The sequence below is a fragment of the Pseudomonas sp. FSL W5-0299 genome, assembly GCF_005930655.1.
In the GTDB taxonomy this organism is placed as follows: domain Bacteria; phylum Pseudomonadota; class Gammaproteobacteria; order Pseudomonadales; family Pseudomonadaceae; genus Aquipseudomonas; species Aquipseudomonas mandelii.
The window spans coordinates 19959-44285 of sequence record NZ_RXHX01000003.1 but is presented as its reverse complement, the minus strand read 5'-3'; the positions used below and the strand labels follow the sequence as shown (position 1 = coordinate 44285).

The following is a 24327-nucleotide window of genomic DNA, read 5'->3' as shown; positions in this document are numbered from 1 at the left end:
CAGTAAACCGCGTTATCGTTCTTCGCGGGCAAGCCTCGCTCCCACAGGTTTTGTGGTTGCAGCCGGATTTGTGGCTCGACGCAAAACCTGTAGGAGCGAGGCTGCCCGCGAATGAATCTGAAAATAGAAGAAGAGGCAAGCCATGTCCGACATCCTCTGGCAACCCAGCGCCGAGCGCATCAGCAAAACCCGCATGGAGGCCTTTCGGCGCTTCATCATTAAACGGCACCACATTCACCTCGACGACTACCCCGCCCTGCACCAATGGTCCATCGATCAGCGCGTAGCTTTCTGGCAGGCGATCGTCGACTTCTTCGACATCCGTTTCCACGATCAGCCGGACGCAGTGCTGGTGGAAGGCGCGCAAATGCCCAGCGCCGAGTGGTTCCCAGGCGCCACCCTGAATTTCGCCGAGCACCTGCTGCGCCGTCGCGACGATGCCGTGGCGATCATTGCGATTGGCGAGAACGGCCAGCGTGAACACCTGACCTGGGCGGAACTCGCCGAGCATGTCGCCGGTTTTCAAAACAGTCTGAAAGCCGCTGGCGTCGGCCTCGGCGACCGTGTCGCCGCGTGCATGCCCAATACCTGGCAAACTCTGGTGGCCATGCTCGGCACCACCAGCCTGGGGGCGATCTGGTCCTGCTCATCACCGGACTTCGGCACCCAGGGCGTCATCGACCGCTTCGGCCAGATCGAACCAAAAGTGCTCATCACCTGCGCCGGTTATCGCTACGCCGGCAAGGACATCGATCAGACCGCCAAGGTCAATGAAATCCTCGAACGCCTGCCATCCTTGCAACAGTTGATCCTGGTGCCCTATGCCCGACCACAGGCACGCATCGAACAGTTCCACACCCGAGCCAACGTGACGCTGTGGGATGATTTTTACGACATCGGTGGCGAGCCGGATTTCGTCCCCGTGCCGTTCGCCCATCCGCTGTACATCCTCTACTCCAGCGGCACCACCGGCGTGCCGAAATGCATCGTCCACAGCACCGGCGGCGTGATGCTGCAACACGTCAAGGAACACGGCCTGCATTGCGATCTCGGCCCCGGCGACCGTTTGTTTTACTACACGACATGCGGATGGATGATGTGGAACTGGCTGGTCTCGGCCCTGGCCGTGGGCAGTGCAGTGGTGCTGTACGACGGCTCGCCGTTCCATCCGGACCCCCGGCGTTTGATCGACCTGATCGACGATGAACGCATCAGCGTCTTCGGCACCAGTCCAAAATTTCTCGCCACCCTGGAAACCCATGGGATCAAACCGCGCGAAAGCCATGACCTGAGCAGCCTGAAAACCCTGCTTTGCACCGGTTCTGCGCTGTCGCCGCAGAGTTACGACTACGTGTATCGCGACCTCAAGAGCGACCTGTGCCTGGCCTCGATGTCCGGTGGTACCGACATCGTTTCGTGCTTTGTGAACAGCAATCCTTTTGAGCCCGTGCGTCGCGGCGAAATCCAGGGCAAAAGCCTGGGTATGGCGGTCGAAGTCTGGAATGACGACGGCAAGCCGGTGATCGGCGAGAAAGGTGAACTGGTCTGCACCCGGCACTTCCCGGCGATGCCCATTGGCTTCTGGAACGACCCGCAGCAAGAGAAGCTGCACGCTTCATATTTCAGCCAGTTCCCCGGCGTCTGGGCACAGGGCGATTACGCCGAACAGCTGCCCCACGGCGCGATGATGATCCACGGCCGCTCGGACGCGGTGCTCAACCCTGGCGGCGTGCGCATCGGTACCGCGGAAATCTATCGTCAGGTGGAGAAGGTCCCACAGGTGCTGGACAGCGTGGCCATTGGTCAGCAATGGCAGGATGACGTGCGGGTGGTGCTGTTCGTGAAGTTGCGCGACGGCGTCGAACTGGATGAAGCCTTGCAGCAGCAGATCCGCCAGGTCATCCGCGCCAACACCACACCCCGGCATGTACCGGCGAAGATTGTCGCGGTGACCGATATCCCACGGACCATCAGCGGCAAGGTCGTCGAGCTGGCGGTGCGGAACGTGGTGCATGGGCAGAAGGTGAAGAACACCGATGCGTTGGCCAATCCCGAGGCGCTGGAGCAATTTCGGGATCGGCCGGAACTGGCTTTTTAAACGGTTCGATCGAACGCTCGGGCCGGGGCTGCCGTGCCCTGTGCAAACCTCTGCGCAGTCACGGGTTTGTTCAGCGTGATCAGCACCGGATCGACAATCGCACGTTCGGGGTTTGCTTCCAGCGTGCTCCGCAGGAGGGACATGTTGCGGTCAAACCCGCCTTCGTCGGTGTACAACTGGCTCAGCAGCGAAGTGACCACCGCCAGTGAGTCGGCGTTTTCAAAGGCTTTGGCACGGGCGTGACGGGCATTGCCTCCATCTGTCACCGCAAGCTGTCCGGAGGCCAGGTTCAACAGCGACGCCACGTCCAGCGACTGCCCACCGCCAACGTTGCCGGCGTCGCGGGCATAGGCGACATCACCGATCTGCGCAGGTCCGTGAAACAGCTCATGGATCAAGTCGTCTGCGACGACGTCAAGGTTGAAACCCTGGCCGATGAAGTGACGGTTGAGATTGACGGTGTAGATTTCAACGAACTTCGCGTCGGATTGCCCGGTTGCACCTTTCCACTGCTGGTAAGCGTTCGTGTCGAAAGCGGCAATGTGGTGGGTGTCCTTGAGTGGATCAAGGACGAAGTTACTGATGGAAACGCCCGCGAAGTCCGCCCTTACCGCTCTCAAATAATTCAATAACTGATTGATTGCTTCATTCGAATCGCTTCCCATCAGCAGCCTCGCGACCAGAGTGCGCTGCGCCTCAAAGTCACGGTGGATCAAGGCATTGATTGCGTTTTCAATTTTAGTCCGGGCTCGCGGCAGACTTTGTTCAATGAACTGTCGGGTGTAACTGACAGGCAATGTCTTGGTTGGGCGCGGCAAGGCGACAGGCGCCATGTAGGCAAAGTGCTCCAGTTTGGGCCCCCAGGCTTTGCCCAGGCGGTCGAGGGCATACCATTGGAGTTGGTTGCGCGCGGCCACCACTGACAGGGTCTCACCCACTGCACCACGTGGCCGCCAGCTACCCTGTCCGGTGTGGACGTGACTGGCGGCGCGGAGCAGGTCATAGGATTTGTGGCTGCCATGGAGTCTGCCCAACTGGGACTTCGCCAGTCCAAGAAGCGCTTCAGCCTGACTGCTGAAACGTAACGCGCCCTTATGGATGAGTTTGCCGGCACCATAAAACACCGTTGGCACATCATCCACGGGGTTGAAGAGGGAAATGGAGGTGACAAAGGCCAGTTTGGTCAGACGGGCGCCTTTGGACGACAGGGAGATCGCCTTCGACGAGATGCTCAGCGCTTTGGCGCCCGCCCCCACGAATGCCCCGCCCAACGCCATGGCGTCCATGACGCAACCGTAGATCCCGTCTACGACCTTGTTGTGCTCTCCGGAAGACAAATCCTCGATGCACTTTTTGAACGGAACCACCAGATTCACGATGTAATCGGCAGTCTCTTCGCCTTTTTTGCGTTCGGTTTCAAGCGCTGTCGGCACGGTGGCCATCAACTCGATTTCGTCCAACGTGCGCAACGGATGATTGTTCACAACGAACGCCGCAATTCGCGCCAGTTGCGGATTGCCAACATTTATATAAGTACTCTGCTGGCGAGCCGTTACTTGCAGTGGCGCGGGGAGTTCGCCCAGTTTTTCAATAATTGCCATGTCGCTGCTGGCGTCATTCCCGGCGAAAACGCCGTCGGTATATTCAATAACAGAAAGAGGCAACCATTCGGGGGGCACAGGTCGTTCCGGCGCATTCAGGTCCCCGGTGAAATCCATTCTCGCGGCCGTTCGCAATTTGCCTGTTGAGATGATCAGCGAGGCGAGCGTGTTGTTTCTCCGTAATTCACCCCGCAAGGTGAACAACTCATAACACACCGCCGTGTTTGCGTGAGTTGCAAACATGACAATGCCGAAGCGTCCCTTGACAGCATCGCTACCTTGCCGGGTTTCGTAAGTCGTTGAAACAGGGACCGGCGATATTGAAAAGAAAGACTCGGTTCTGGTGGCCGGAAGACGAACGGTAAAAAAGCTGATTTTTCCGTTCAGAAAGACGTCCAGATCATGAGGAAGCATGTGTGAAAGGGCCAACTTGATGTTGCTCGCCAGCGCGTTATTCAACTGGCCGTGATAATCGCGCAATTGGCGATGGTACTCGACATTGTTGGGGGGCAGGCTTCGCAACCTTGGAAAGCGACTATAAAGGCTAGTGACGGAGGGGTCGTACTGAGTTGGTCTTTTGTAATGGGTGATACCGGCCAACAAATCAGGGGTCCCGGAAATAACTTTATCGGGAAAGACCGCAGGAAAATCCCACTGGCCACCTTCCAGATCCGCCGACATGTGCAACTCGACCATGGACATGGGGTTGGAGGACGCATAAAGGCCGGGGTGTTGATAGAGCACTTTATCGTCGAGAAAATCACACTCCGGCACCGCTCCTTGCAAGGCTTCGCGCGCGATGGTTTCGCGGTTGGGCATCGGGATGGAATAGACGCGCGCCAGATGGGTGAAGTTTTCCGCATATGCCTGGAACGCGGTGATGGCCCGCTCGGTGGTGTCCTTTGCCGCTTGAGTCAGCTCGCTTGCGCTGATAACGCTGTTGATCAGGGCCCAGTCGACGATCGGATCGATCATTGCCAAATCCCGCAGTCGGGACAGCGGCTCGCTGACAGGCTCCAGTTCGACATACGCCATGATTTGCGCATACGTCAGCACACGCGACGCGCCCTTCCTGACCGCTTCCGCCAAGGCAACGCCATGGCAAAAGGTTACCCAGGCAACCGACCCCATCGTCATCGACGATGGCACGCCCCTGACCAGAAATTCCGGCGCAATGTCCGCCAGCAGCAGATGACACGCCAGTGGCACCGCCGCAGGATCAACCCAGCCCTTGGTATAGAGAAAGGCTTGCAGCTCTTCGCGGACCACGGCCGGCGACCGCTCTACGTTACTCGGCGCATATAAAGCGAAACCACCGAGACTCTTGCGATCCCCGGTGCTACCAAGAGACGGATAAAGATCCAGCAACAGGCTGGTGACCAGCAGTTGCTCGAGATCTTGCGCAGAGACGTTCTGCCCGGGATGTGCGCCGAACCAGTCCGACGCTTCCAGAATCTCCCTGGCACAGGCCTGGGCCACCGGATGCTTGACCAACGCGACGATCCGCTCGGCGGCATTATCGTGTGTCGCAACGGCGCGTCCCGTTTCGCGGTACAACATGTCCAGCAGTCTGGTGTTCTGGGTAACACGCTGAGTAACCTGCCGAATGGCGGTCCGTTGCTCAGCCGACAAGACGGCTAACGATGAATCATCCGTAACCAACTGCCCCCAATAGTGCCCCAACTCATCGACATCAGGATCAAACTCGAAAAGCGCGATCAGGTTTCTGGTTTCGCTCGCGTTCGTTGGAACCGTCAGGCCATGAAACCTCAGCCATTGGTCCACATCGACGAAATCTTCGGTGTAAATGTATCCACCGGCTTGCCTGGCAATATCACCTACAACCAGCAGCTTTTGATAATAGTGCGACGCCTGGACGATATTCACGTCGACGACTTCCCACACTTGCCGCTCTTTTCGGAATATCTCAAGTCCGCCGTTTTCGTTAATACGGGTTGCCGTCATATTCTCCGGACGGTGGCGACGGAGTTCGTCCATTACGACCGTGTAGTTGGCGAGGTTATTCCATGCCACTCGCCCCGGCATATGGACTTCATACAGCGAAGAACCTTTTGCCAGCTCAAACTCATAACCTTGCCAACAGTACGGCCCTTCATCCTCTTGATCCTCGAAGACACTTTGCAACAAGCGCGCGACCACTTGTCGTTCAGCGGCATCGGCCCTTAACCACTGGTGCTGGACTTCGGAAACGGCTCCGGACAACGGATAGTCTTTATATTTCAACTTAACAACCATAAAACAACCTTATGTATTTAGTTCACTGATTCATTAATCGAAGGTGAATCCTGACCCACCAAAAATTAACTAAACAGTAAAACTTCATAAGACAACATTTCATCGTCGCCGCCTTACCCACCTCATCAATCCACTAACCCCCAGTCCCCATTGGGCGCATTGACGGTCGAAGGCCCACCGCCATACAGCTTGAGGCGCAACTTCAGATTGCTCAGCGAGTCCGCATGTTTTAGCGCCTCTTCCTCACTGATTGCGCCTTCCATCACCAGTGCATACAGTGCGCCATCGAACGTCTGCATACCGAACTCTGCGGACTTTTCCATGATGTCTTTAAGTTCGTCCAGTTGATTGCGCTTTATCAAGTCACCGATCGTGGGTGTTCCCAACATCACTTCCACTGCCGCCCTGCGCTGACCGTCAAGGGTCCGCACCAATCGTTGGGAAACAAACGCTTTCAGATTGTTGCTCAAGTCATGCAGCAACTGCGTCCGCCGCTCTTCGGGAAAGAAATTGATGATGCGGTCCAGCGCCTGATGGGCGTTGTGCGCGTGCAACGTCGAGATCACCAGATGGCCCGTATCGGCAAACGCCAGCGCGTGCTCCATGGTTTCGCGGTCGCGGATTTCGCCGATCAGTACCACGTCCGGGGCCTGGCGCAGGGTGTTTTTCAGGGCAGCATGAAAACTGCGGGTATCGACGCCGACCTCGCGCTGGTTGATGATCGACTGCTTGTGCCGATGGATGTACTCGATCGGGTCCTCGATGGTGACGATATGGCCAGTGCTTTGGCGGTTGCGGTAATCGATCAGCGCCGCGAGGGAGGTTGACTTGCCGCAATCGGTGGCGCCGACGAACAGTATCAATCCTTGTTTGAGCATCACGGTTTCGAGCAGCACCGCCGGTAGTTTGAGGTCTTCGAAACGCGGGATGTCGAGCTTGATGTTGCGTGCCACGATTGACACATCGTTGCGTTGCTTGAAGATGTTGACCCGAAAGCGCCCGACACCCGCCAGGGAGATTGCCAGGTTCATCTCCAGTTCCCGATCGAACTCCAGGCGCTGTTCGGCGTCCATGATGGACTCGGCAATGGCCGCGACTGCTCCCGGCTTGAATGGCTGGTCGGTCAGCGGCTTGAGCACACCGTCGAACCGCGCACTGGGTGGTGCGCCGGTGGAAAGATAGAGATCGGATCCATTCCGGTCAGACAGTATCTGCAACAGTGCATCGATTTCCATGGCAAAAAACACCCGCGAAGCATTCAATGAAAAAGTAATGACCCATGGCAGGTCATCCAGCGTCTACCGCCCTGCAAGGATAGTAGACGCCGCGCCACCGACTTAAGTGCAGGACAATTTGATGAACGCAACACTGACGGGCAGCGATGCACAGGCCTTGATCGCCAGACTGGACTGGACACGCACCCCGCTGGGCGCTGCCAGCACCTGGCCACAGAGCCTGCGCACTGCCGTGGACATCGTGATTCATTCACCGATGCCGATGCTGTTGCTGTGGGGTCCGCACCTCACGCAGATCTACAACGACGGCTTCGCCCTCCTCGCCGGCAGCAAGCATCCACACGCTTTCGGACAACCGACGCACCAGATCTGGCCAGAACTTCAGGACTTTACCAGCCCCATTTACAGCGCTGTCCTACAAGGCCAGGTGCGTACCTACAGCGAACAACGTTTTACCTTGCAACGCGACGAAGGTGATTCCGACTTCTGGCTGGACCTGACCTACAGCCCGATCCGCGATGAAAACGCTGAGGTTGCTGGCATTCTGGTCACCGCCATCGAAACCAATGAACGCCGACGCATCGCGCTGGAACTGGAACAGCGGTCGGCCGCCAGTCTCAAGGCCCAGCACGAAACCGAACAGCGCCTGCAACTGGCGCTGGCGGCCACCGACGCCGTCGGCACCTGGGATTGGGACATCGGCGAAGATCGCTTCATCGCCGATGCGCATTTCGCCGAACTGCACAACATCGACCCACTGCTCGCCAGTCAGTTGCCCATCAGCGCCTACCTCCAGGCCGTGCACCCGGAAGATCGCGCCATGGTCGCCCGCAGCATCAAATATTCCATCACCCACGGCACCGAATACGCCGAGGAATATCGCTTGCTGCAACCCAGCGGTCACCTGCGCTGGGTGTTTGCCCGCGGTCGCTGCTACAAGGACCACCATGGCCGGCCGATCCGCTTCCTTGGCGCCGCGCTGGATCTGACCGAACGCAAGCTCACCGAGCAAGCCCTGCGCCAGAGCCAGACCGAGTTGCAGCTGATCATCAACGCCATGCCCATCCTGATCAGCTACGTGGACAGCGAGGAACGCTTTCGCTTGAACAACGCCGCTTATCTGGACTGGTATGGCCTGACACCGCAGGAACTCTATGGCCGCACCATTCGTGAAGTGCTGGGCGAGGAAGCCTATGCCTTGCGCGCCGAACACATTGCCCTGGCGCTGACGGGCAAGTCTTGCTGTTTCAGCATCAATACCCCGCACCGGGACGGCAGTAACCGCCATGCCTTGATGAATTACTTGCCGCGCCACGGTGCCGACGGCACGGTGAATGGTTTCTACATCTTTGTCATTGACGAAACCGAGCGCAAACAGACGGAAGAAGCCCTGCGCAATCTCAACGATACCCTTGAGGAACGGGTCGCGGCCCGCACCCAGCAGTTGGCCGAAGCCAACCAACGGCTGCAAAACGAGATGTTCGAGCGTGAACGCGCGGAAGACGCCTTGCGCCATGCGCAGAAAATGGAGGCGGTCGGGCAGCTCACCGGCGGCATCGCCCACGACTTCAACAACATGCTGACCGGGATCATCGGCAGCCTCGATCTGATGCAGCGCTATATCGCTGAAGGGCGCGCCGCCGAGATTGGCCGTTTCACCGAAGCCGCGGTGTCCTCGGCCAATCGTGCCGCCGCCCTGACCCATCGGCTATTGGCGTTTTCCCGGCGTCAGTCGCTGGATCGCCGGCCGCTGAACGCCAATGACCTGGTGCACTCCCTGGAAGACTTGTTCAGCCGGACCAAGGGCGATCACATCGAACTCAAACTGCTGCTGGCCGGCGAGGTCTGGCCGGTGAGCACTGACGTCAGCCAACTGGAAAACGCTCTGCTCAACCTCGTCATCAACGCCCGGGACGCCATGCCCGATGGCGGCGAGTTGCTGATCGAAACCGCCAACGTTTACCTCGACGGCAGCGACATCACCACGTTGGAACCGGTCAAGGCCGGGGATTACGTGATGATTGCCGTCAGCGATAACGGCACCGGGATGACACCGTCGGTGCTGGCCAAGGCGTTCGACCCGTTCTTCACCACCAAACCCATCGGCCAGGGTACCGGCCTTGGGTTGTCGATGATTTATGGGTTCGCCCAGCAGTCGGGCGGGCATGTCAGCCTGTTCAGTTTGCCGGGCAAGGGCACCAGCGTTCGCCTTTACTTGCCCCGATTGCACGCCACGGAACCGGAAAAAGTACTGCTGCCGTTCACGGGCGAGGCTCCGGCGGCGATTGCCGGCGAAACCGTGGTGTTGGTGGAAGACGATCCGGCGGTGCGCATGCTGGTGCTCGACCTGCTCAACGAGCTGGGTTATCACGCCCACGAAGCCGAGGATGCGAAGACCGCCCTGCCCTTGCTGGAATCCGACCTGAGGGTCGATCTGCTGGTGACCGACGTAGGCCTGCCGGGCATGAACGGTCGGCAACTGGCAGAGATCGCTCGCCAGCACCGTCCCGAACTCAAGGTCCTGTTCATGACCGGTTACGCGGAGAAAGCCGCCGAACGCCAAGGCTTCCTGGAAGAAGGCATGGACATGGTCGCCAAACCGTTTTCCATTGACCTGTTGGCCAACAAGATTCGCACGATGATCGGCCAACCGGAGTGAGTTGAGGCATAATCGCGCGCCCCGCTGGCATCAACATAGCCACCACCGTTGCAAGGTATGCCCCCATGAAAGCTCAAGCCCGCCATATTCTGGTGAAAACCTCGGAAGAAGCCGAGCAGCTCAAACAACGCATCGCCAAGGGCGAAGCCTTTGATGTGCTGGCCAAGAAGTATTCCACCTGCCCGTCCGGCAAACGCGGGGGCGACCTGGGTGAAGTGCGGCCCGGGCAAATGGTCGGGGTGATCGACGCGGTGATCTTCAAAAAACCGCTGCGGGTGGTGCATGGACCGATCAAGAGCAAGTTCGGGTATCACTTGGTGCAGGTGTTTTACCGGGATTGATGGGTTTGGCTTAAAGGCCCTGTGGCGAGGGAGCTTGCTCCCGCTGGGCTGCGTAGCGGCCCCAATTTACGGCTGCTGCGCACCCGAACGGGAGCAAGCTCCCTTGCCACAAAAGCTTATTTCAATCTTTGGGAATCAGTGCTCCAGGCACTTGAATCACCCGACTCGCCAACCGATGCCCCGCCTCCGCCGCCTCAACCGCACTTCCACCCTTGAGCCGACTGGCCAGATACGCCGCGCTGAACGAATCCCCCGCCGCCGTGGTGTCCACCACGCGCTCGACCTTCTGCGCGGGCACCTCGAACGACTCACCATCACAGCGAATCAGACACGCCTCGGCGCCACGCTTGAGCACCACTTCGGGGGTGCCAATCTGCTCGTAAGCGGCAAACACCGCCTCGCCATCGGAAAAATGAAACAGCGCCTGCTCGTCATCGACGGTCAGCAACGCCAGATCGACATAGGGCAAGACGCTGCGATAAGCCGCCCGCGCCTCTTCGACTGACGCCCACAAGCGTGGCCGGTAGTTGTTGTCGAACACGATCCGCGCATCCCGCTGGCGGGCCTCGATCAGGGTTTCCAGCAGTTTCACCCGACCTTGCACGCCGAGCACTGCCAGGGTGATGCCGCTGAAATACAGCACGTCGTAATTCGGCAGCGCGGCCAGGATCGGCGCGGCGGCCGGGGTGGTGAAGCAGTCGCGCACGGCCGCTTCGTTACGCCAATAGAGGAAGCGGCGCTCGCCCGCCGCATCAGTCTGGATGCAGTACAAACCGGGCAGTCGTCCAGGCAGGCGCTGAACCATGCCCAACCCGATGTGTTCGTCGGCCCAGGTCTGGCACATGGCATCGCTGAAACTGTCGTCGCCCAGTGCTGTGACGTAATCGACGATGCCGCGGGTGCCGAGTTCCCGGGACAGGTAGACCGCAGTGTTCAAGGTATCGCCGCCGAAGCTCTGTTGCAGCGTGCCATCGGCGCGTTGTTGCAGCTCGATCATGCACTCGCCGATCAAGGCGATGCGCGGGGTGTTGGGGCCGAGGGTGTTGATGGTGTTCATTGTTGTGGGGTCTCTGGTATTGCGGTGTTGTCTGGGAGGATGCCATCGCGAGCAGGCTCACTCCCACATTGGATCTTCAGTGTTCACAAGATCCCTGTAGGAGCGGGCTTGCTGGCGAAGGCCGCGCCTCGGTCCGAAGCCTTAGAAACAGGTTTCCATGGTTTCGATGACGTTCAGCTGCTCATCCACCAGACACCCCGTGCGCCACTTGTCGAACGTCAGGCACGGGTGCGAAGTGCCGAACGAAATGATGTCGCCCACCCGCAGCTCAACCCCCGGCGCCACGGTCATGAACGCATGCTGGTCCATCACCGCCGTCACTTTGCAGGCGCTGACATCGTCGCCGGTGGCAGGCACCACGCCGGCCTTGTAACGCAGCAGCGGCACCGGCAAACCCGCGTCGTAGGCGACGTCGCGTTTGCCCAGGGCGATCACCGCAAAACCCGGTTCCGGCAACGACTGCACATGCGCCCAGACTTCCAGCGCCGGGCGCAGGCCCTCGTGCAGATCGCTGCGGCGGTCGAGCACGCAGCATTGCGCTTCCTTGTAGATGCCATGGTCGTGAGCCACGTAGCTGCCGGGGCGCAACACACTGAGGAAACGTCCACCCGCGTTCTGCGCTTCGAAGGATTCGGCGATCAAGTCGTACCAGGCCGAACCCGACGCGGTGATGATCGGCTTGGGAATCGCAAAGGCGCCGCTGTCCTGCAACTGCACGGCCAGACGCACCAGGGAGGCGGCGAATTCACGAATGCCTGTGACCGCATGATCACCGTGGATCACGCCCTCGTAGCCTTCGATGCCGGTCAGCGCCAGCGCCGGTTGAGCGCCGATGGCTTTGGCCAGCGCGACCACTTCCGTTTCACTGCGGCAACCGCAACGCCCGCCGACCACGCCGTACTCGATCATCACGTTCAGGCGCACACCTCGCGAGGCGAAGTACGCGCCCAAGTCAGCGACGTTGTCCGGGTGATCGACCATGCAATGGAAGTCGAACGTCGGGTCCGCCAGCAAATCGGCGATCAGCGCCATGTTCGGCGTACCGACCAATTGGTTGGCCATCAGCACCCGACGCACACCGTGGGCATAGGCCGCGCGGGTTTGCGTGGCGCTGGCCAGGGTGATGCCCCAGGCGCCGGCGTCCAGTTGGCGCCGGAACAGCGCGGGCGTCATGCTGGTTTTGCCGTGGGGCGCGAGTTCGGCGCCGCTGTTGCTGACAAACGCCTGCATCCAGCGAATGTTGTGTTCCAGCGCTTCGCGGTGCAGCACCAGCGCAGGCAGGCTGACGTCGCGCACGAGATTGGCGCCAGTCTGGGCAAAGCCCTTTTCCACAGCGGCAGTGTTTTGGGCAGAAGACATGGTCGAACTCCTCACATTCGCGGCTGCAGACAGCCGCTTTTATTCGTTGATACGCCGGGCCAGGCTATTGGCGCTGTCGATCAGCACCCGGCGATAGTCGTTGTAATTGTTCTTGGCGTCGTCCCGTGGGGCGACGATGCACAGGGTCGCAATGGCCACACCGCTCGGGTCTTTGACCGGGGCGGCGAAGCAATGGGTGAAGGTGTCGGCGACGCTATCGAAAGAGAAGAAGCCATCGATACCGGCCTGACGGATTTCCTTGAGAAACTGCTCCAGCGGCAGGCGTTCGCCGTCGGGCAGGATGAAGTCGTCGTGGTCGATCAGGTCAATGATCTCCTGATCACTCAGGTGCGCCAGCAGCAGGCGCCCGGAAGCAGTCCAGGGGATTGGCGCGTTCTCGCCGATGTCCGAGGAAATACGGAAATGCCGCTCGCCCTCTTTCATCAGCGCGACGGTGTATTTGCGCCCGTTAAGCAGGCACATCTGCGCGGTTTCATGGGTCTGGCTGACGATGTCCTGCAAAGCGTGATCGGCTTCGCGGGTCAGGTCGAAATGGCGCAAATGCGCTTGCCCGAGAAAGTACAACTGACGGCCGAGGTAGACGTGACCGTCCTTGCCCACGGGTTCGAGAATGCGTCGTTCCAGCAGGGAAGCGACCAGTTCGTAGATCGTGGATTTCGGGCTATCGATGCCGCTGGCGATTTCATTCGGGCGCAGCGGTTTGCCGACTTCCTTGAGGAAATCGAGGATATCGAACGCCCGGTCCAGACCGCGAGCCCGGCGCTTGATGGTGTCTTCGGTCATGTCAGTGGTTCCCATACAAATTCGCCGGGGAGTTTACCGCTAATGATCGTTCCCACGCTTGGCGTGGGAATGCCTCAATGGACGCTCTGCGTCCGCTTTGCGACGCGGAGCGCCCCGGGCTGCATTCCCCCGCAGAGCGTGGGATCGATCATTAGGCTCAGGCCTTTTTCTTGTACGCGATGCAGTCGATCTCGACCTTGCAATCGACCATCATGTTCGCCTGCACACAGGCCCGGGCTGGTGCGTGCTCGCTTTTGAAGTACTCGGAGAAGACCTTGTTGAAACTGGTGAAATCCCGCGGATCCTCCAGCCACACGCCAGCACGCACCACGTCTTCCAGGCCATAACCGGCCTCTTCGAGAATCGCGATCAGGTTCTTCATGGCCTGGTGGGTCTGCTCGACGATGCCACCGGTAATGATCTCGCCGTCCACCGCCGGCACCTGCCCGGAAACGTGCAGCCAGCCATCGGCTTCAACGGCTCGGGCGAAAGGGCGAGGCTGACCGCCAGCGGCGGTGCTGCCGGTGCCGTAACGAGTAATGCTCATGAGTGTTTCTCCTGATCGAAAAAAATTAAAAATTAAAACCGCGTGTTCTTGAGAAATTCGGCAAGACGCGGCGATTGCGGGCGTTCGAACAGCTCCTTGGGAGGCCCCTGCTCTTCGATCCGCCCCTGGTTCATGAAGACGATCTTGTCCGAGACCTCGAAGGCAAAACGCATCTCGTGGGTGACCAGCAACATGGTCATGCCTTCGTCGGCCAGGCCCTTGATCACGTTCAGCACTTCGCCGACCAGTTCCGGGTCCAGGGCCGAGGTCACTTCGTCGAACAGCATCAGGCTCGGGTTCATCGCAATCGCCCGGGCAATCGCCACGCGCTGTTGCTGACCGCCGGACAGCTGGCCGGGATAGTGGTCACGACGCTCCAGCAGGCCAACTCGCTCCAGCCATTTCTCCGCCAGCGCCACCGCTTCGTCCTTGTGCAGTTTCTTGACCTTGAGCAAGCCAAGGGTGACGTTCTGCAGCGCGGTCAGGTGCGGGAACAGGTTGAACTGCTGGAACGCCATGCCGGTCATTGCCCGGTGCCGGGCGATGACTTTTTCCGGGTGACGCACGCGCTTGCCGTTGACCTCGTCATAGCCGATGGACTCGCCATCGAGCACAATCTGCCCGCCCTGGAATTCTTCGAGCATGTTCACGCAACGCAGCAGCGTGGTCTTGCCCGAGCCGCTGGAGCCGATCAGCGTGACCACGTTGCCGCGCTGCATGGTCAGGTCGACGCCCTTGAGCACTTCAAGCTTGCCGTACTGTTTGTGCAGGCCGCGAATGTCCAGCAGGGCCTGGTTCTGTGTCGAAACTTGAGGTTGAGTCATGGCAAGGCCACCCGCTTTTCAATGTGCCGGCCGAGTAATTCGATGGCGTAGTTGATGACGAAAAACAGAAATCCGGCGAACAGGTAAAACTCCAGCGTCATGAAGGTGCGCGCGATGATCTGCTGCGTGCTGAGCAACAATTCCGCCACACCGATGACCGACAGCAAGGTCGACGCCTTGACGATTTCGGTCGACGAGTTGACCCAGGTCGGCAGGATCTGCCGCAACGCCTGAGGCAACAACACGTAGCCGAGCGCCTGATAAAACGTCAGGCCGATGGCCTTGCTTGCCTCCATCTGGCCACTGGGCAACGCTTGCAACGCGCCGCGCACAATCTCCGCGACGTGGGAGCCGCAGAACAGCGTCAGCCCCAAGGCACCGGCCTGAAACGCGCTGATTTGCCAGCCCAATGCGGGCGCCATGTAGAAGCAGGCCAGCACCAGTACAAACACTGGTGTGCCGCGAATAATGTCCACGTAAAACCGGAACGGTGCGCGCATCCAGAACTTGCCGTAGGTCAGCACCAGACCGGTAACAATACCGACCATCGTACCCAGCAAAATCGCCAGGGCCGAGACCTGCACACTGGTCAAAAAGCCCTGCCACAGAACTTCCCGCGCCACCCATAACTCATGCAACCAACTGGGGGATTCGTACATGGTGGCCTCCTATCGGCGGATCGCCAGACGCTGCTCGAGGTAACGCAGCATCATGGCAATGAGGTAACAGGCCGCAACATAGAGCGCTGTGGTCATCAGCCAGGTTTCGATCACCCGGTAGCTCTCGACATTGATCTTGCGTGCGTAGTAAGTCAGCTCCGGCACCGCAATCGCGGCGGCCAGCGAGGTGTCCTTGAACAGCGAAATGAAGTTGTTCGACAAGGCCGGCAACACATTGCGCAGCATCACCGGCACGGTGACGTAGGCCTTGACCTGCCACTCGCCCAACCCGATCGCCAGGCCCGCTTCACGCTGCCCCTTGGGAATGCTCAACAACCCACCACGGAACACTTCAGTCAGGTACGCCCCGGCGTACAGCGACAGGGTGATGATGAACGACGGGATCTTGTCCAGCCGGATCCCCAGGCTCGGCAAGGCGAAGTAGATCAACAGAATCAACACCAGAATCGGCGTATTACGGACCACCGTCACATACACCGACGCCAGCACCCGCAATGCACGGTGCTTTGACAGCAAAGCAAACGCCATCATCAGGCCGATCACGCAACCGATGGCGATCGACACCAGCGCCAGCTCAAGGCCCAGACCGAGCCCCGCCAGCAAGGTGTCGAAATCGCGCCACACGGCGGCAAAGTTCAACTGATAGTTCATGGTCAGCAGTACCTTGAACGGGGCGCGTCATCGGCGCCCCGCTCTCACGGGATCATTTGAATTCGACAGGGAAACCGATGGCCGGGGTCGGCAGATCTACACCGAACCACTGTTTGAAGGACGCCGCGTAAGTCGGGAACTCAACGCCGGTCATGGCTTCATGCAAGGTGGTGTTGACGAAGTTCAGCCAGTCCTGATCGCCGCGCTTGACCGCGCAGGCGTAGGTCTGCGGGCTCCAGGCGTAGGCCGGGCTGCGATAGCGGCCCGGGTTCTGCACCATCAGGTATTTCACCGACGATTGATCGGTGGCGGCGGCGTCGGCCCGGCCGGAATTCACGGCCTGATACATCAGATCAACACTGTCGTACTGATCGACCTTGGCCTTGGGCAAGGCTTGATGCACCAGCTCCTCGGCGTACACGTTCTGCAGCACCGCCACGGTCACGCTGTCGTTGGCGGCCTTGAGGTCTTCGATTTCCTTGTACTTACTGTTGGCCGGCAGCAGCAGTCCGACACCTTCGCGGTAGTACGGTAGGGTGAACGCCACTTGCTGGGCACGGCTGGCGGTCACGGTGATGAACTGGCAACTGATGTCGACCTTGTCCGTCAGCAGGTTGGGAATCCGCGCATCGGACGACTGCACCACGAATTCAACCTTGGTCGGGTCATTGAACAAACCCTTGGCAATCATTTTCCCGATATCAATATCAAACCCCTGCAACTTGCCATCCGCTCCCTGGAAGTGCCACGGCGCATTGGTACTGCCCGTGCCCACGATCAGTTTCCCGCGGGCCAGCACGCTATCGAGCTTGCTGTCCGCCGCCTGGGCCACGCCCATGGCAGCAGCCGAAGCAGCGACAAGAAAAATACACGCTTTAAACAAGGAAGGTCGGCGTTGCATGGCAAGCACTCCAGGGTGATGTTTATTCCGCTATACCGGACATAGGTGTGTAACAACGGAATAGACAGCAGAAAGTGTGCCACAGGTTGCGAGGGGAATGTCGGGGAGATTGGAAAGTGTTTTGAATCAAATGGATGGGTGAACGTTAAAAATGCAGGTTACGAAACGCACAGGGGAACGAACGCTACCGTTGGCTACACGGTTCGGGTACTTGCACCACATTCGTCTTGAGGCGGTTCAAATTGGGGCAGCGTGTTACCTGTAATTTCTGACAGTAGACCCACCCGTCTCCGATCCTTTACCGTCGACAGACACTCAATGCACAGTGAAAAAAGGAGTTCACCATGCGCTCGGCTGCCCACAACACGCTGGCCCCGACCTACCGCAAAGCCCTGAAAACCTGGCGTCCGGTGATCTTGTACTTCGGCAGCCAGCACTGTCCGGCTTGCGAAATGGCCGGGCCGGTCTTCCGTCAGGTTGCCGAGGCCTATCGGCATCACGCGCACGTCTACATGCTGAACACCATTGAGTCGCCTCGGCATCCGCACGTCACCGGAACTCCAACCGTGCTGTTTTATCAGAACGGTAAACTGCTGAAGAAGCTCAAAGGGATTGGAACCGAACAAACGTTGAAAGAGGATTTCGCCAGGCACATTGGCAGGGTGAAACCGGCGAAGGAGAAGCGTAAACCGACGCACGATCTGACATGGTTGCGACGGACCTTGCGCCGGCTGTGCACGGTGCCTCGTGCCACTGAGCGGTTGAATCGTCGGGTTTGCTGTTAGGTTGGGGCATTGGGGGGGTGTTGGGTAGATTGCTTTCGCGAGCAGGCTCGCTCCTACATTGGATCTTCAGTGTTCACAAGATCCCTGCTCGCGAAAGCTTTTGGCCTTAGCGATTTTTGACTTGCTCGATGTACCTGGACACCGCCGCCGATTTCTCGAACCGTCGATGAATCAACGACAACCACGACGTCGCCTCGCAGCCCTTGATCGTGCGGTACAACACACCGGGCAACCCGACATGCCCGACCACCGACGCCGGCACGACCGCCACGCCCTGCCCCAGCGAAACCAGCGCAATGACCGCCACCAGACCGCCCGGCTGCGCGCCCAGTTTCGGTGCAAACCCGCCCTCGGCGGCGACTTGCAAAGTGCCGCTGATTTGTTCTGGCAGGATGAACGTCTCGTTTTGCAGATGCTCCGGAGCAATCTCTGGCAGTCGGCACAACCAGGACTCGGAGGACAGCGCCAGCACAAAGCCTTCTGAGTCCAGACGAATAGCCTCCAGCCCGTCGGGCAGGGTCATCGGTGAGCGGATATAGCCCACATCAAATCGCCCCTCGACCACCATGGCTGGCAATGACGCCATAGGGCTTTCCCGAACATTCAAGCTGACGTCCGGGCATTCACGACCAAAAGCCTGCACCTGTTTTTGCAGCACCCCCGAGTACACCGCCGACGCCACGTAACCGAGTTCGATATGGCCAATATCCCCGCGCCCGGCCCGCTGGGCATTGTGCTGGGCGTACTCGAATTGCCGCACCGTCGCCTCGGCTTCGATCATTAACGCCGCGCCGGCCTCGGTCAGGCTGACTTCACGTGTCTGGCGCACGAACAGTCGCGTGCCGAGTTCGTTCTCCATGTCCTGGATCTGCCGGGTCAAGGTCGGCGGCGCGATACCGAGTTGTTCGGCGGCGCGGGTAAAGTTGCCTTGCCGGGCAACGGCCAGAAAGTAGCGGAAATGCCGTATGTCCATGGGTGCATTAGCTCAAAGGTAATGAAGTCCCGGTGCCGGGCTAACAGAGCCGACAATCGACCGCGATAAGCTCAATGGCAATCACAGTAGAGAGCCAACGCCATGTACGTCAAACACCTTTGCGCCGCCACGATCAACGACCTTGCCCAAAAGGCAATCAGGCCATGAGCCGGGTCAGTCCGCGCCTGACGCTGCTGACGGCCTCCGGCGTGTGCTCGCTGATCGTGCTAGACACCAACATCGTCGCCGTCACTCTGCCGACCATCGCACGGGACCTGGGCGCGAACTTTGCCGACATTGAATGGGTGGTCAGCGCCTACATGCTGGCGTTCGCAGCGTTGTTGCTGCCCGCCGGGAGCATCGCCGACCGCTTTGGCCGGCAGAAAACCCTGCTCTGGGGCCTGGGGATTTTCATCCTTGCCTCCATCGGTTGCGGCGCGGCGCCCACGGCGTTGTTCCTTGACATTGCGCGGGCGGTCAAGGGTGTCGGCGCGGCACTGTTGCTGACCTCGGCCCTGGCCTCCATCGGCCACACCTTTCACGATGAAGTCGAACGGGCCAAGGCCTGGGCGTTCTGGGGTGCGTGCATGGGCGTGGCGATGACCGCTGCGCCGACGGTCGGCGGGCTGATCACCGAATATGTGGGCTGGCGCTGGATCTTCTACCTCAACCTGCCGGTGGGCGCGTTCTTGATGTTCATGGTCTGGCGCGCCGTGCCGGAATCCAGGGACCCCCAATCGGCGCGACTCGATCCCTGGGGCAGCCTGGCGTTCAGTGCGAGTTTGCTGTGCCTGATCTGGGGCTTGATCGAAGCCAATCGAATCGGCTGGAGCAACCCGCTCACCTACGCCCGGATCATCGGGGGCGCGCTGCTATTGGGGCTGTTTGTACTGATTGAGCGGATGCAACAGCGGCCGATGGTCGACCTGAAATTGTTCAGGCATCCGCGTTTCATCGGCGCCCTCCTTGGCATGTTTGCCTACGCCGGTTGCGCTCAGGTGATGATGACGTTGCTGCCGTTCTACCTGCAAAACGGCCTGGGCTTCTCGGCCATCGCGTCGGGGCTGGGGATGTTGCCGTTTGCCGTGACCATGTTGATTTGCCCGCGCATCGGCGCTCGGCTGGCCAATCGACTTGCACCAGCCACGCTGATGGCGGCGGGTTTGACCCTGGTCGGCAGCGGCAACCTGCTCAGCGCCTGGGCCGTCAGCAGCGGCGGCTACCTGCCCTTCGCACTGGCCATTGCCGTGACGGGCGCCGGTGCCGGCCTACTCAATGGCGACACGCAAAAAAACATCATGGCCTGCGTCCCTCGCGAGCGCACAGGCATGGCCTCAGGCATGAGCACCACCATGCGTTTCAGCGCGATCGTGCTGGCCATCGGTGTCTTTGGCGCGCTGCTGTCCAGCCACACCGAATTGCTGTTGCGCACCAGCCTGTCGACGCAGGGTCCGCAATGGCTCGGCCAGACCCAGGGCATTGCCTCACGGGTGGTCGCCGGAGACATGACGGCGGCGATGAACCTGCTGCCGGAAACCGCGCGTGCGTTGGTCGAGCCACTGGCGCGTCAGGCCTTCGTCGGCGGCTTCAGCCTGCTGCTTCTGGTCGCGGGTTTGCTGGCCTTGCTGGGGGCGCTGGTGGTCGGCACGCTGATGCGCAATCCGATCCCTGCGCCGAAAAGTTTTTCCCTGAGCCTGGAATAAACCCCAACGGGGCTCGTCGTACTGCCACTGAAATCGTTCAGTAGTCACTACGAGAGCCCCATCATGAAACGCATTCTGTCCGCCCTGTTTCTCATCAGCCTGAGCGGTGTTGCAGCGGCCGCCGCCGTCGACAACTCCAGCACGCCGAAAGTCGAGGACTACAAGTACTCGACGCCGCTCCATATCGCCAAAGTGCTTAACATGACCCGCGACGATGGTTGCGGCCCCCTGCCGCGGGAGATGACTTACATTGATACCGCGGGCACCACCCATGTCCTGCGTTACCAGGCCTTTGGCGATAACTGCCTCGGTCAAAATTAATGCTGGATCAACGCCAGCACTCGCTCGGCATTCTCACCGCACGCCATTCCTTCGGGCCGCGTCTGGATGTTCTCGATCAACCCCAGCAACTGCGCCTTGTTTTGCGCCAGGTGCAGTTGCATCGCTTCGATCTGTTCGACTTTGCGCCCCAGGCTCGCCATCAGCGCATCGTCGTCGAACTCGCCTGTTACGGTGTCTGGCAACAATAACTTGAGCTCGTCGAGGCTGAACCCGGCCTGCTGTGCGCACTGAATAATCTTCAGGGTTTGCAGAACTTGCGGCGGGTAACGCCGATAGCCGTTGGCCATGCGCTCCACTTGCCGGATCAGGCCTTGAGCCTCGTAGAACCGAATGCGCGACGCGTTCAACCCGCTCAATTGCGCCAATTCACCAATCTTCATCTCGGCCTCATTTGCCTGCTTGACATTTAAGTTAACTTTAAGCTTAGCCTCTTCGCATTACTGATGAGGAGTCAAGCATGTCACCCTTTCAAACGCTGAAGTTACCCAACGGCCAGACCCTCGACAATCGCATCGCCAAAGCTGCGATGGATGAGAACCTTGCCGATACCGGACAAGCGCCTTCTACTGCGCTGCTCAAGTTGTATCAGGCTTGGGCCGAAGGTGAAACGGGCCTGTTGCTGACCGGCAACGTGATGATCGATCGCCGCGCCATGACCAGCCCTGCAGGTGTCGTGCTGGAAGACGAGCGCCATCTTGAGCTGTTCCGTCAGTGGGCCACCATTGGCCGCTCCGGTGGCGCGCATGTGTGGATGCAGCTCAACCATCCCGGGCGCCAGATCATGGCCAACCTCGGTCAGCAAGCCTGGGCACCCTCCGCCGTGGCGCTGGACCTGGGTTCTTTTTCCAAGATGTTTGCCGAGCCCAAACCGATGTCGGAAAGCGATATCGCCGAGGTTATCCAACGCTTCGCCACCAGTGCCGCCCTTGCAGAAAAAGCCGGTTTCACCGGCGTGCAGATTCACGCGGCACACGGCTACCTGATCAGCCAGTTTCTGTCGCCCTTGACCAACCGTCGGGCTGACCAGTGGGGCGGCTCCCTGGAGAATCGCGCCCGGCTGTTGCTGGCCGTGGTCAGCGCCGTTCGCCAAGCGGTGTCGCCTCAGTTTTGCGTCTCGGTAAAGCTCAACTCGGCAGACTTCCAGCGCGGCGGTTTCGACGCTGACGACGCCCGCCAAGTGATCCAGTGGCTCAACGACCAACCACTGGATTTGCTCGAACTCTCTGGGGGCAGCTACGAAGCACCAGCCATGCAAGGCGATGCCCGCGACGGCAGGACCCTGGCCCGGGAAGCGTACTTTCTGGAAATGGCCGGCGAACTGGCCAGTGTTGCGAGCATGCCAGTGATGGTAACGGGTGGGATTCGACGTCTGGCCATCGTCGAACAGGTGCTCGACAGCGGCATCGCCATGGCCGGTATCGGCACGGCGCTCGCCATTGAACCGCAGCTGGTGAAACGCTGGCGCGAAGGCCAGGACAGCCACCCGCAATTGCCGCCGATCCTCTGGAAACGTAAACCGCTGGCCGCCCTGGCGAACATGGCCGTAGTGAAGTTCCAGCTCAATCGCCTGAGCCGCGGACACAAGACCCGGCCACAGGTTTCAGCGCTATGGGCGTTGATCGTTGATCAGCTGTATCTCGCCCGGCGCACGCGTCAGTACCGGCAGGCGATGGGCAAGTAATCTCAAATCGGGGTGAGTCATGGTTGCCGCAGCGTTGTCCTCTTTTAACCCTGAGGACCATTCATTAACCACTGGAGCACCCCATGGCGAAAATCACCCTTGCCCAGCAACTGGCGACCACCCTTGAACAAGCAGGTGTGAAACGCATCTGGGGCCTGACGGGCGACAGCCTCAATGGCCTGACCGAAGCCCTGCGCACCATGGACAGCATCGAGTGGATGCACGTGCGCCACGAGGAAGTCGCCGCGTTCGCCGCCGGCGCCGATGCGGCGGTTACCGGGGAACTGGCGGTCTGCGCCGGGAGTTGCGGGCCGGGCAATCTGCACTTGATCAACGGGCTCTTCGATTGCCATAAAAACCATGTGCCGGTGTTGGCCATCGCGGCGCAGATTCCCTCTTCGGAAGTAGGCCTGAATTACTTTCAGGAAACCCACCCGCAGGAACTGTTCAAGGAATGCAGCCACTTCGTCGAGCTGGTGAGCAGCCCGGCGCAGATGCCCCAGGTGCTGCATCGGGCGATGCGCAGTGCCATCCTCAATCGCGGTGTCGCGGTGGTGGTGATTCCCGGAGACGTCGCGCTGCAGGAGGTCGAAGACAACCTCAAACCCTGGCCGGCGCTGTCCAAACCTCGCACCCTGCCCGCGCCTCACGACCTGGATCGGCTGGTCGAATTGCTGAGTCAAAGCAACGCCGTGACGCTGATGTGCGGCGCCGGGTGCGCGGGCGCCCACGATCAGGTGGTGGCATTGGCCGACGCCCTCGGCGCGCCGGTGGTGCATGCGTTGCGCGGCAAGGAGCATGTGGAGTGGGACAATCCGTTCGACGTCGGCATGACCGGGTTGATCGGCTTCAGCTCCGGTTATCACGCGATGCTCAACTGCGACACGCTGGTGATGCTCGGGACTGACTTTCCCTATCGCCAGTTCTACCCCTCCGACGCCACCATCATTCAGATCGACCACGACCCGCAAGCCCTCGGACGGCGGACCACGCTGGATCTGGGCATCGCCGCCGATGTTGGTGAAACCCTCGCCGCGTTGCTGCCGCGCCTGCCTTATCGTGGCGACCGGAGCTTTCTTGAGTCATCCCTCAAGCACTACCAGAAGGCCCGTCAGGGGCTGGATGACCTGGCTCAACCGTCGGCGCCGGGTCGGCCGATTCATCCGCAATACCTCACTCGCCTGCTCAGTGAGCTGGCCGATGACGATGCGATCTTCACTGCCGACGTGGGCACGCCGACCGTCTGGGCCGCACGTTATCTGAAAATGAACGGCAAGCGCCGATTGCTCGGCTCGTTCAACCACGGTTCCATGGCGAACGCGATGCCCCAGGCCATTGGCGCGCAAGCGTCATTTCCCGGGCGGCAGGTGATTTCGCTGTCTGGCGATGGCGGCTTCAGCATGTTGATGGGGGACTTCATTTCGCTGGCGCAACTCAAGCTGCCGGTGAAAATCATCGTCTACGACAATGCCTCGCTCGGGTTCGTGGCCATGGAAATGAAATCCAGCGGGCTGCTGGACACCGGTACGGACCTGCACAATCCAGACTTCGCGGCGATGGCCAATGCCATGGGGATCCTGGGGATTCGTGTCGAGGAATCCGAAGCGCTGGAACCGGCCTTGCGCCGCGCGCTGGCGCATGACGGGCCCGTGCTGGTGGACGTGGTGACGGCGACCCAGGAACTGGCGATGCCCCCGACGATCAAGCTGGAACAGGCCAAAGGGTTCAGTTTGTACATGCTCAAAGCGGTGATGAGCGGGCGTGGGGATGAGGTGATTGAGTTGGCGCGTACTAATCTGTTCCGCTGACGCGCCTGGACTGCATCGCCCC

The 24327-nt window shown here is 60.0% G+C and carries 20 protein-coding genes; 8 read left to right on the top strand and 12 right to left on the bottom strand.

Features of this window, described 5'->3' with window-relative positions:
* Positions 1-142 precede the first annotated feature (142 nt).
* A complete protein-coding gene (locus FHL16_RS05740) occupies positions 143-2098 on the top strand; it encodes an acetoacetate--CoA ligase (RefSeq protein WP_077747703.1) in 1956 nt (651 codons plus the stop codon).
* Here the strand turns inward: FHL16_RS05740 and FHL16_RS05735 are convergent.
* Positions 2095-5955, bottom strand: a complete 3861-nt coding sequence (locus tag FHL16_RS05735; RefSeq protein ID WP_077747702.1) for a hypothetical protein — start codon at positions 5953-5955, stop codon at positions 2095-2097. The two genes, FHL16_RS05740 and FHL16_RS05735, sit on opposite strands and share 4 nt — an antisense overlap.
* Before the next feature lie 125 nt (positions 5956-6080).
* A complete protein-coding gene (locus FHL16_RS05730; protein WP_077747866.1) occupies positions 6081-7190 on the bottom strand; it encodes a PilT/PilU family type 4a pilus ATPase in 1110 nt (369 codons plus the stop codon).
* Positions 7191-7311: 121 nt separating this feature from the next.
* On the opposite strand from FHL16_RS05730, the gene FHL16_RS05725 reads away from it, so the two are divergent.
* Positions 7312-9849: a PAS domain-containing hybrid sensor histidine kinase/response regulator gene (locus FHL16_RS05725; RefSeq protein WP_077747701.1), complete on the top strand. Its 2538-nt coding sequence runs from the start codon at positions 7312-7314 to the stop codon at positions 9847-9849.
* Positions 9850-9914: 65 nt separating this feature from the next.
* On the top strand, positions 9915-10190 hold the full coding sequence (locus FHL16_RS05720; RefSeq protein ID WP_007898282.1) for a peptidylprolyl isomerase: 276 nt from the start codon (positions 9915-9917) through the stop codon (positions 10188-10190).
* Between the two features lie 121 nt (positions 10191-10311).
* Here FHL16_RS05720 and FHL16_RS05715 read toward each other — a convergent pair whose 3' ends face one another.
* The 8 genes from FHL16_RS05715 to FHL16_RS05680 form a co-directional block, all read right to left on the bottom strand.
* Positions 10312-11247 carry a sugar kinase gene (locus FHL16_RS05715; protein WP_077747700.1) on the bottom strand — a complete coding sequence of 312 codons (936 nt, stop codon included), beginning with the start codon at positions 11245-11247 and terminating at the stop codon, positions 10312-10314.
* A gap of 141 nt (positions 11248-11388) precedes the next feature.
* Positions 11389-12606, bottom strand: coding sequence for an amino acid deaminase (locus tag FHL16_RS05710; RefSeq protein WP_077747699.1), 1218 nt, complete (start codon positions 12604-12606; stop codon positions 11389-11391).
* Between the two features lie 39 nt (positions 12607-12645).
* Positions 12646-13410, bottom strand: coding sequence for an IclR family transcriptional regulator (locus FHL16_RS05705; RefSeq protein ID WP_010460880.1), 765 nt, complete (start codon positions 13408-13410; stop codon positions 12646-12648).
* 157 nt (positions 13411-13567) lie between these two features.
* The gene (locus FHL16_RS05700; protein WP_010460883.1) at positions 13568-13957 is read right to left on the bottom strand and encodes a RidA family protein; all 390 of its coding nucleotides are present in this window, start codon (positions 13955-13957) and stop codon (positions 13568-13570) included.
* A 32-nt stretch (positions 13958-13989) separates the two neighbouring features.
* Positions 13990-14781, bottom strand: a complete 792-nt coding sequence (locus FHL16_RS05695; protein ID WP_077747698.1) for an amino acid ABC transporter ATP-binding protein — start codon at positions 14779-14781, stop codon at positions 13990-13992.
* A complete protein-coding gene (locus FHL16_RS05690; protein ID WP_077747697.1) occupies positions 14778-15440 on the bottom strand; it encodes an amino acid ABC transporter permease in 663 nt (220 codons plus the stop codon). Before FHL16_RS05690 ends, FHL16_RS05695 begins: the two co-directional genes overlap by 4 nt.
* A gap of 9 nt (positions 15441-15449) precedes the next feature.
* A complete protein-coding gene (locus FHL16_RS05685; protein WP_077747696.1) occupies positions 15450-16112 on the bottom strand; it encodes an amino acid ABC transporter permease in 663 nt (220 codons plus the stop codon).
* A 52-nt stretch (positions 16113-16164) separates the two neighbouring features.
* The gene (locus FHL16_RS05680) at positions 16165-17013 is read right to left on the bottom strand and encodes a transporter substrate-binding domain-containing protein (protein ID WP_010460890.1); all 849 of its coding nucleotides are present in this window, start codon (positions 17011-17013) and stop codon (positions 16165-16167) included.
* Between the two features lie 344 nt (positions 17014-17357).
* On the opposite strand from FHL16_RS05680, the gene FHL16_RS05675 reads away from it, so the two are divergent.
* The gene (locus tag FHL16_RS05675) at positions 17358-17798 is read left to right on the top strand and encodes a thioredoxin family protein (RefSeq protein ID WP_077747695.1); all 441 of its coding nucleotides are present in this window, start codon (positions 17358-17360) and stop codon (positions 17796-17798) included.
* A 106-nt stretch (positions 17799-17904) separates the two neighbouring features.
* On the opposite strand, the gene FHL16_RS05670 is transcribed toward FHL16_RS05675, so the two are convergent.
* Positions 17905-18771 carry a LysR family transcriptional regulator gene (locus tag FHL16_RS05670; RefSeq protein WP_077747694.1) on the bottom strand — a complete coding sequence of 289 codons (867 nt, stop codon included), beginning with the start codon at positions 18769-18771 and terminating at the stop codon, positions 17905-17907.
* Positions 18772-18935: 164 nt separating this feature from the next.
* On the opposite strand from FHL16_RS05670, the gene FHL16_RS05665 reads away from it, so the two are divergent.
* On the top strand, positions 18936-20474 hold the full coding sequence (locus FHL16_RS05665; RefSeq protein WP_077747693.1) for an MFS transporter: 1539 nt from the start codon (positions 18936-18938) through the stop codon (positions 20472-20474).
* Positions 20475-20537: 63 nt separating this feature from the next.
* On the top strand, positions 20538-20795 hold the full coding sequence (locus FHL16_RS05660) for a DUF2790 domain-containing protein (RefSeq protein WP_077747692.1): 258 nt from the start codon (positions 20538-20540) through the stop codon (positions 20793-20795).
* Here the strand turns inward: FHL16_RS05660 and FHL16_RS05655 are convergent.
* Complete coding sequence (locus tag FHL16_RS05655) at positions 20792-21196, bottom strand: MerR family transcriptional regulator (protein WP_077747691.1); 405 nt, start codon at positions 21194-21196, stop codon at positions 20792-20794. The two genes, FHL16_RS05660 and FHL16_RS05655, sit on opposite strands and share 4 nt — an antisense overlap.
* Positions 21197-21273: 77 nt before the next feature.
* Here FHL16_RS05655 and FHL16_RS05650 point away from each other — a divergent pair, with 77 nt between their 5' ends.
* Both FHL16_RS05650 and poxB read left to right on the top strand, forming a co-directional pair.
* The gene (locus FHL16_RS05650) at positions 21274-22497 is read left to right on the top strand and encodes an NADH:flavin oxidoreductase/NADH oxidase family protein (RefSeq protein WP_077747690.1); all 1224 of its coding nucleotides are present in this window, start codon (positions 21274-21276) and stop codon (positions 22495-22497) included.
* Positions 22498-22580: 83 nt separating this feature from the next.
* Positions 22581-24305 carry a ubiquinone-dependent pyruvate dehydrogenase gene (gene poxB, locus FHL16_RS05645; protein WP_077747689.1) on the top strand — a complete coding sequence of 575 codons (1725 nt, stop codon included), beginning with the start codon at positions 22581-22583 and terminating at the stop codon, positions 24303-24305.
* Positions 24306-24327 lie beyond the last annotated feature (22 nt).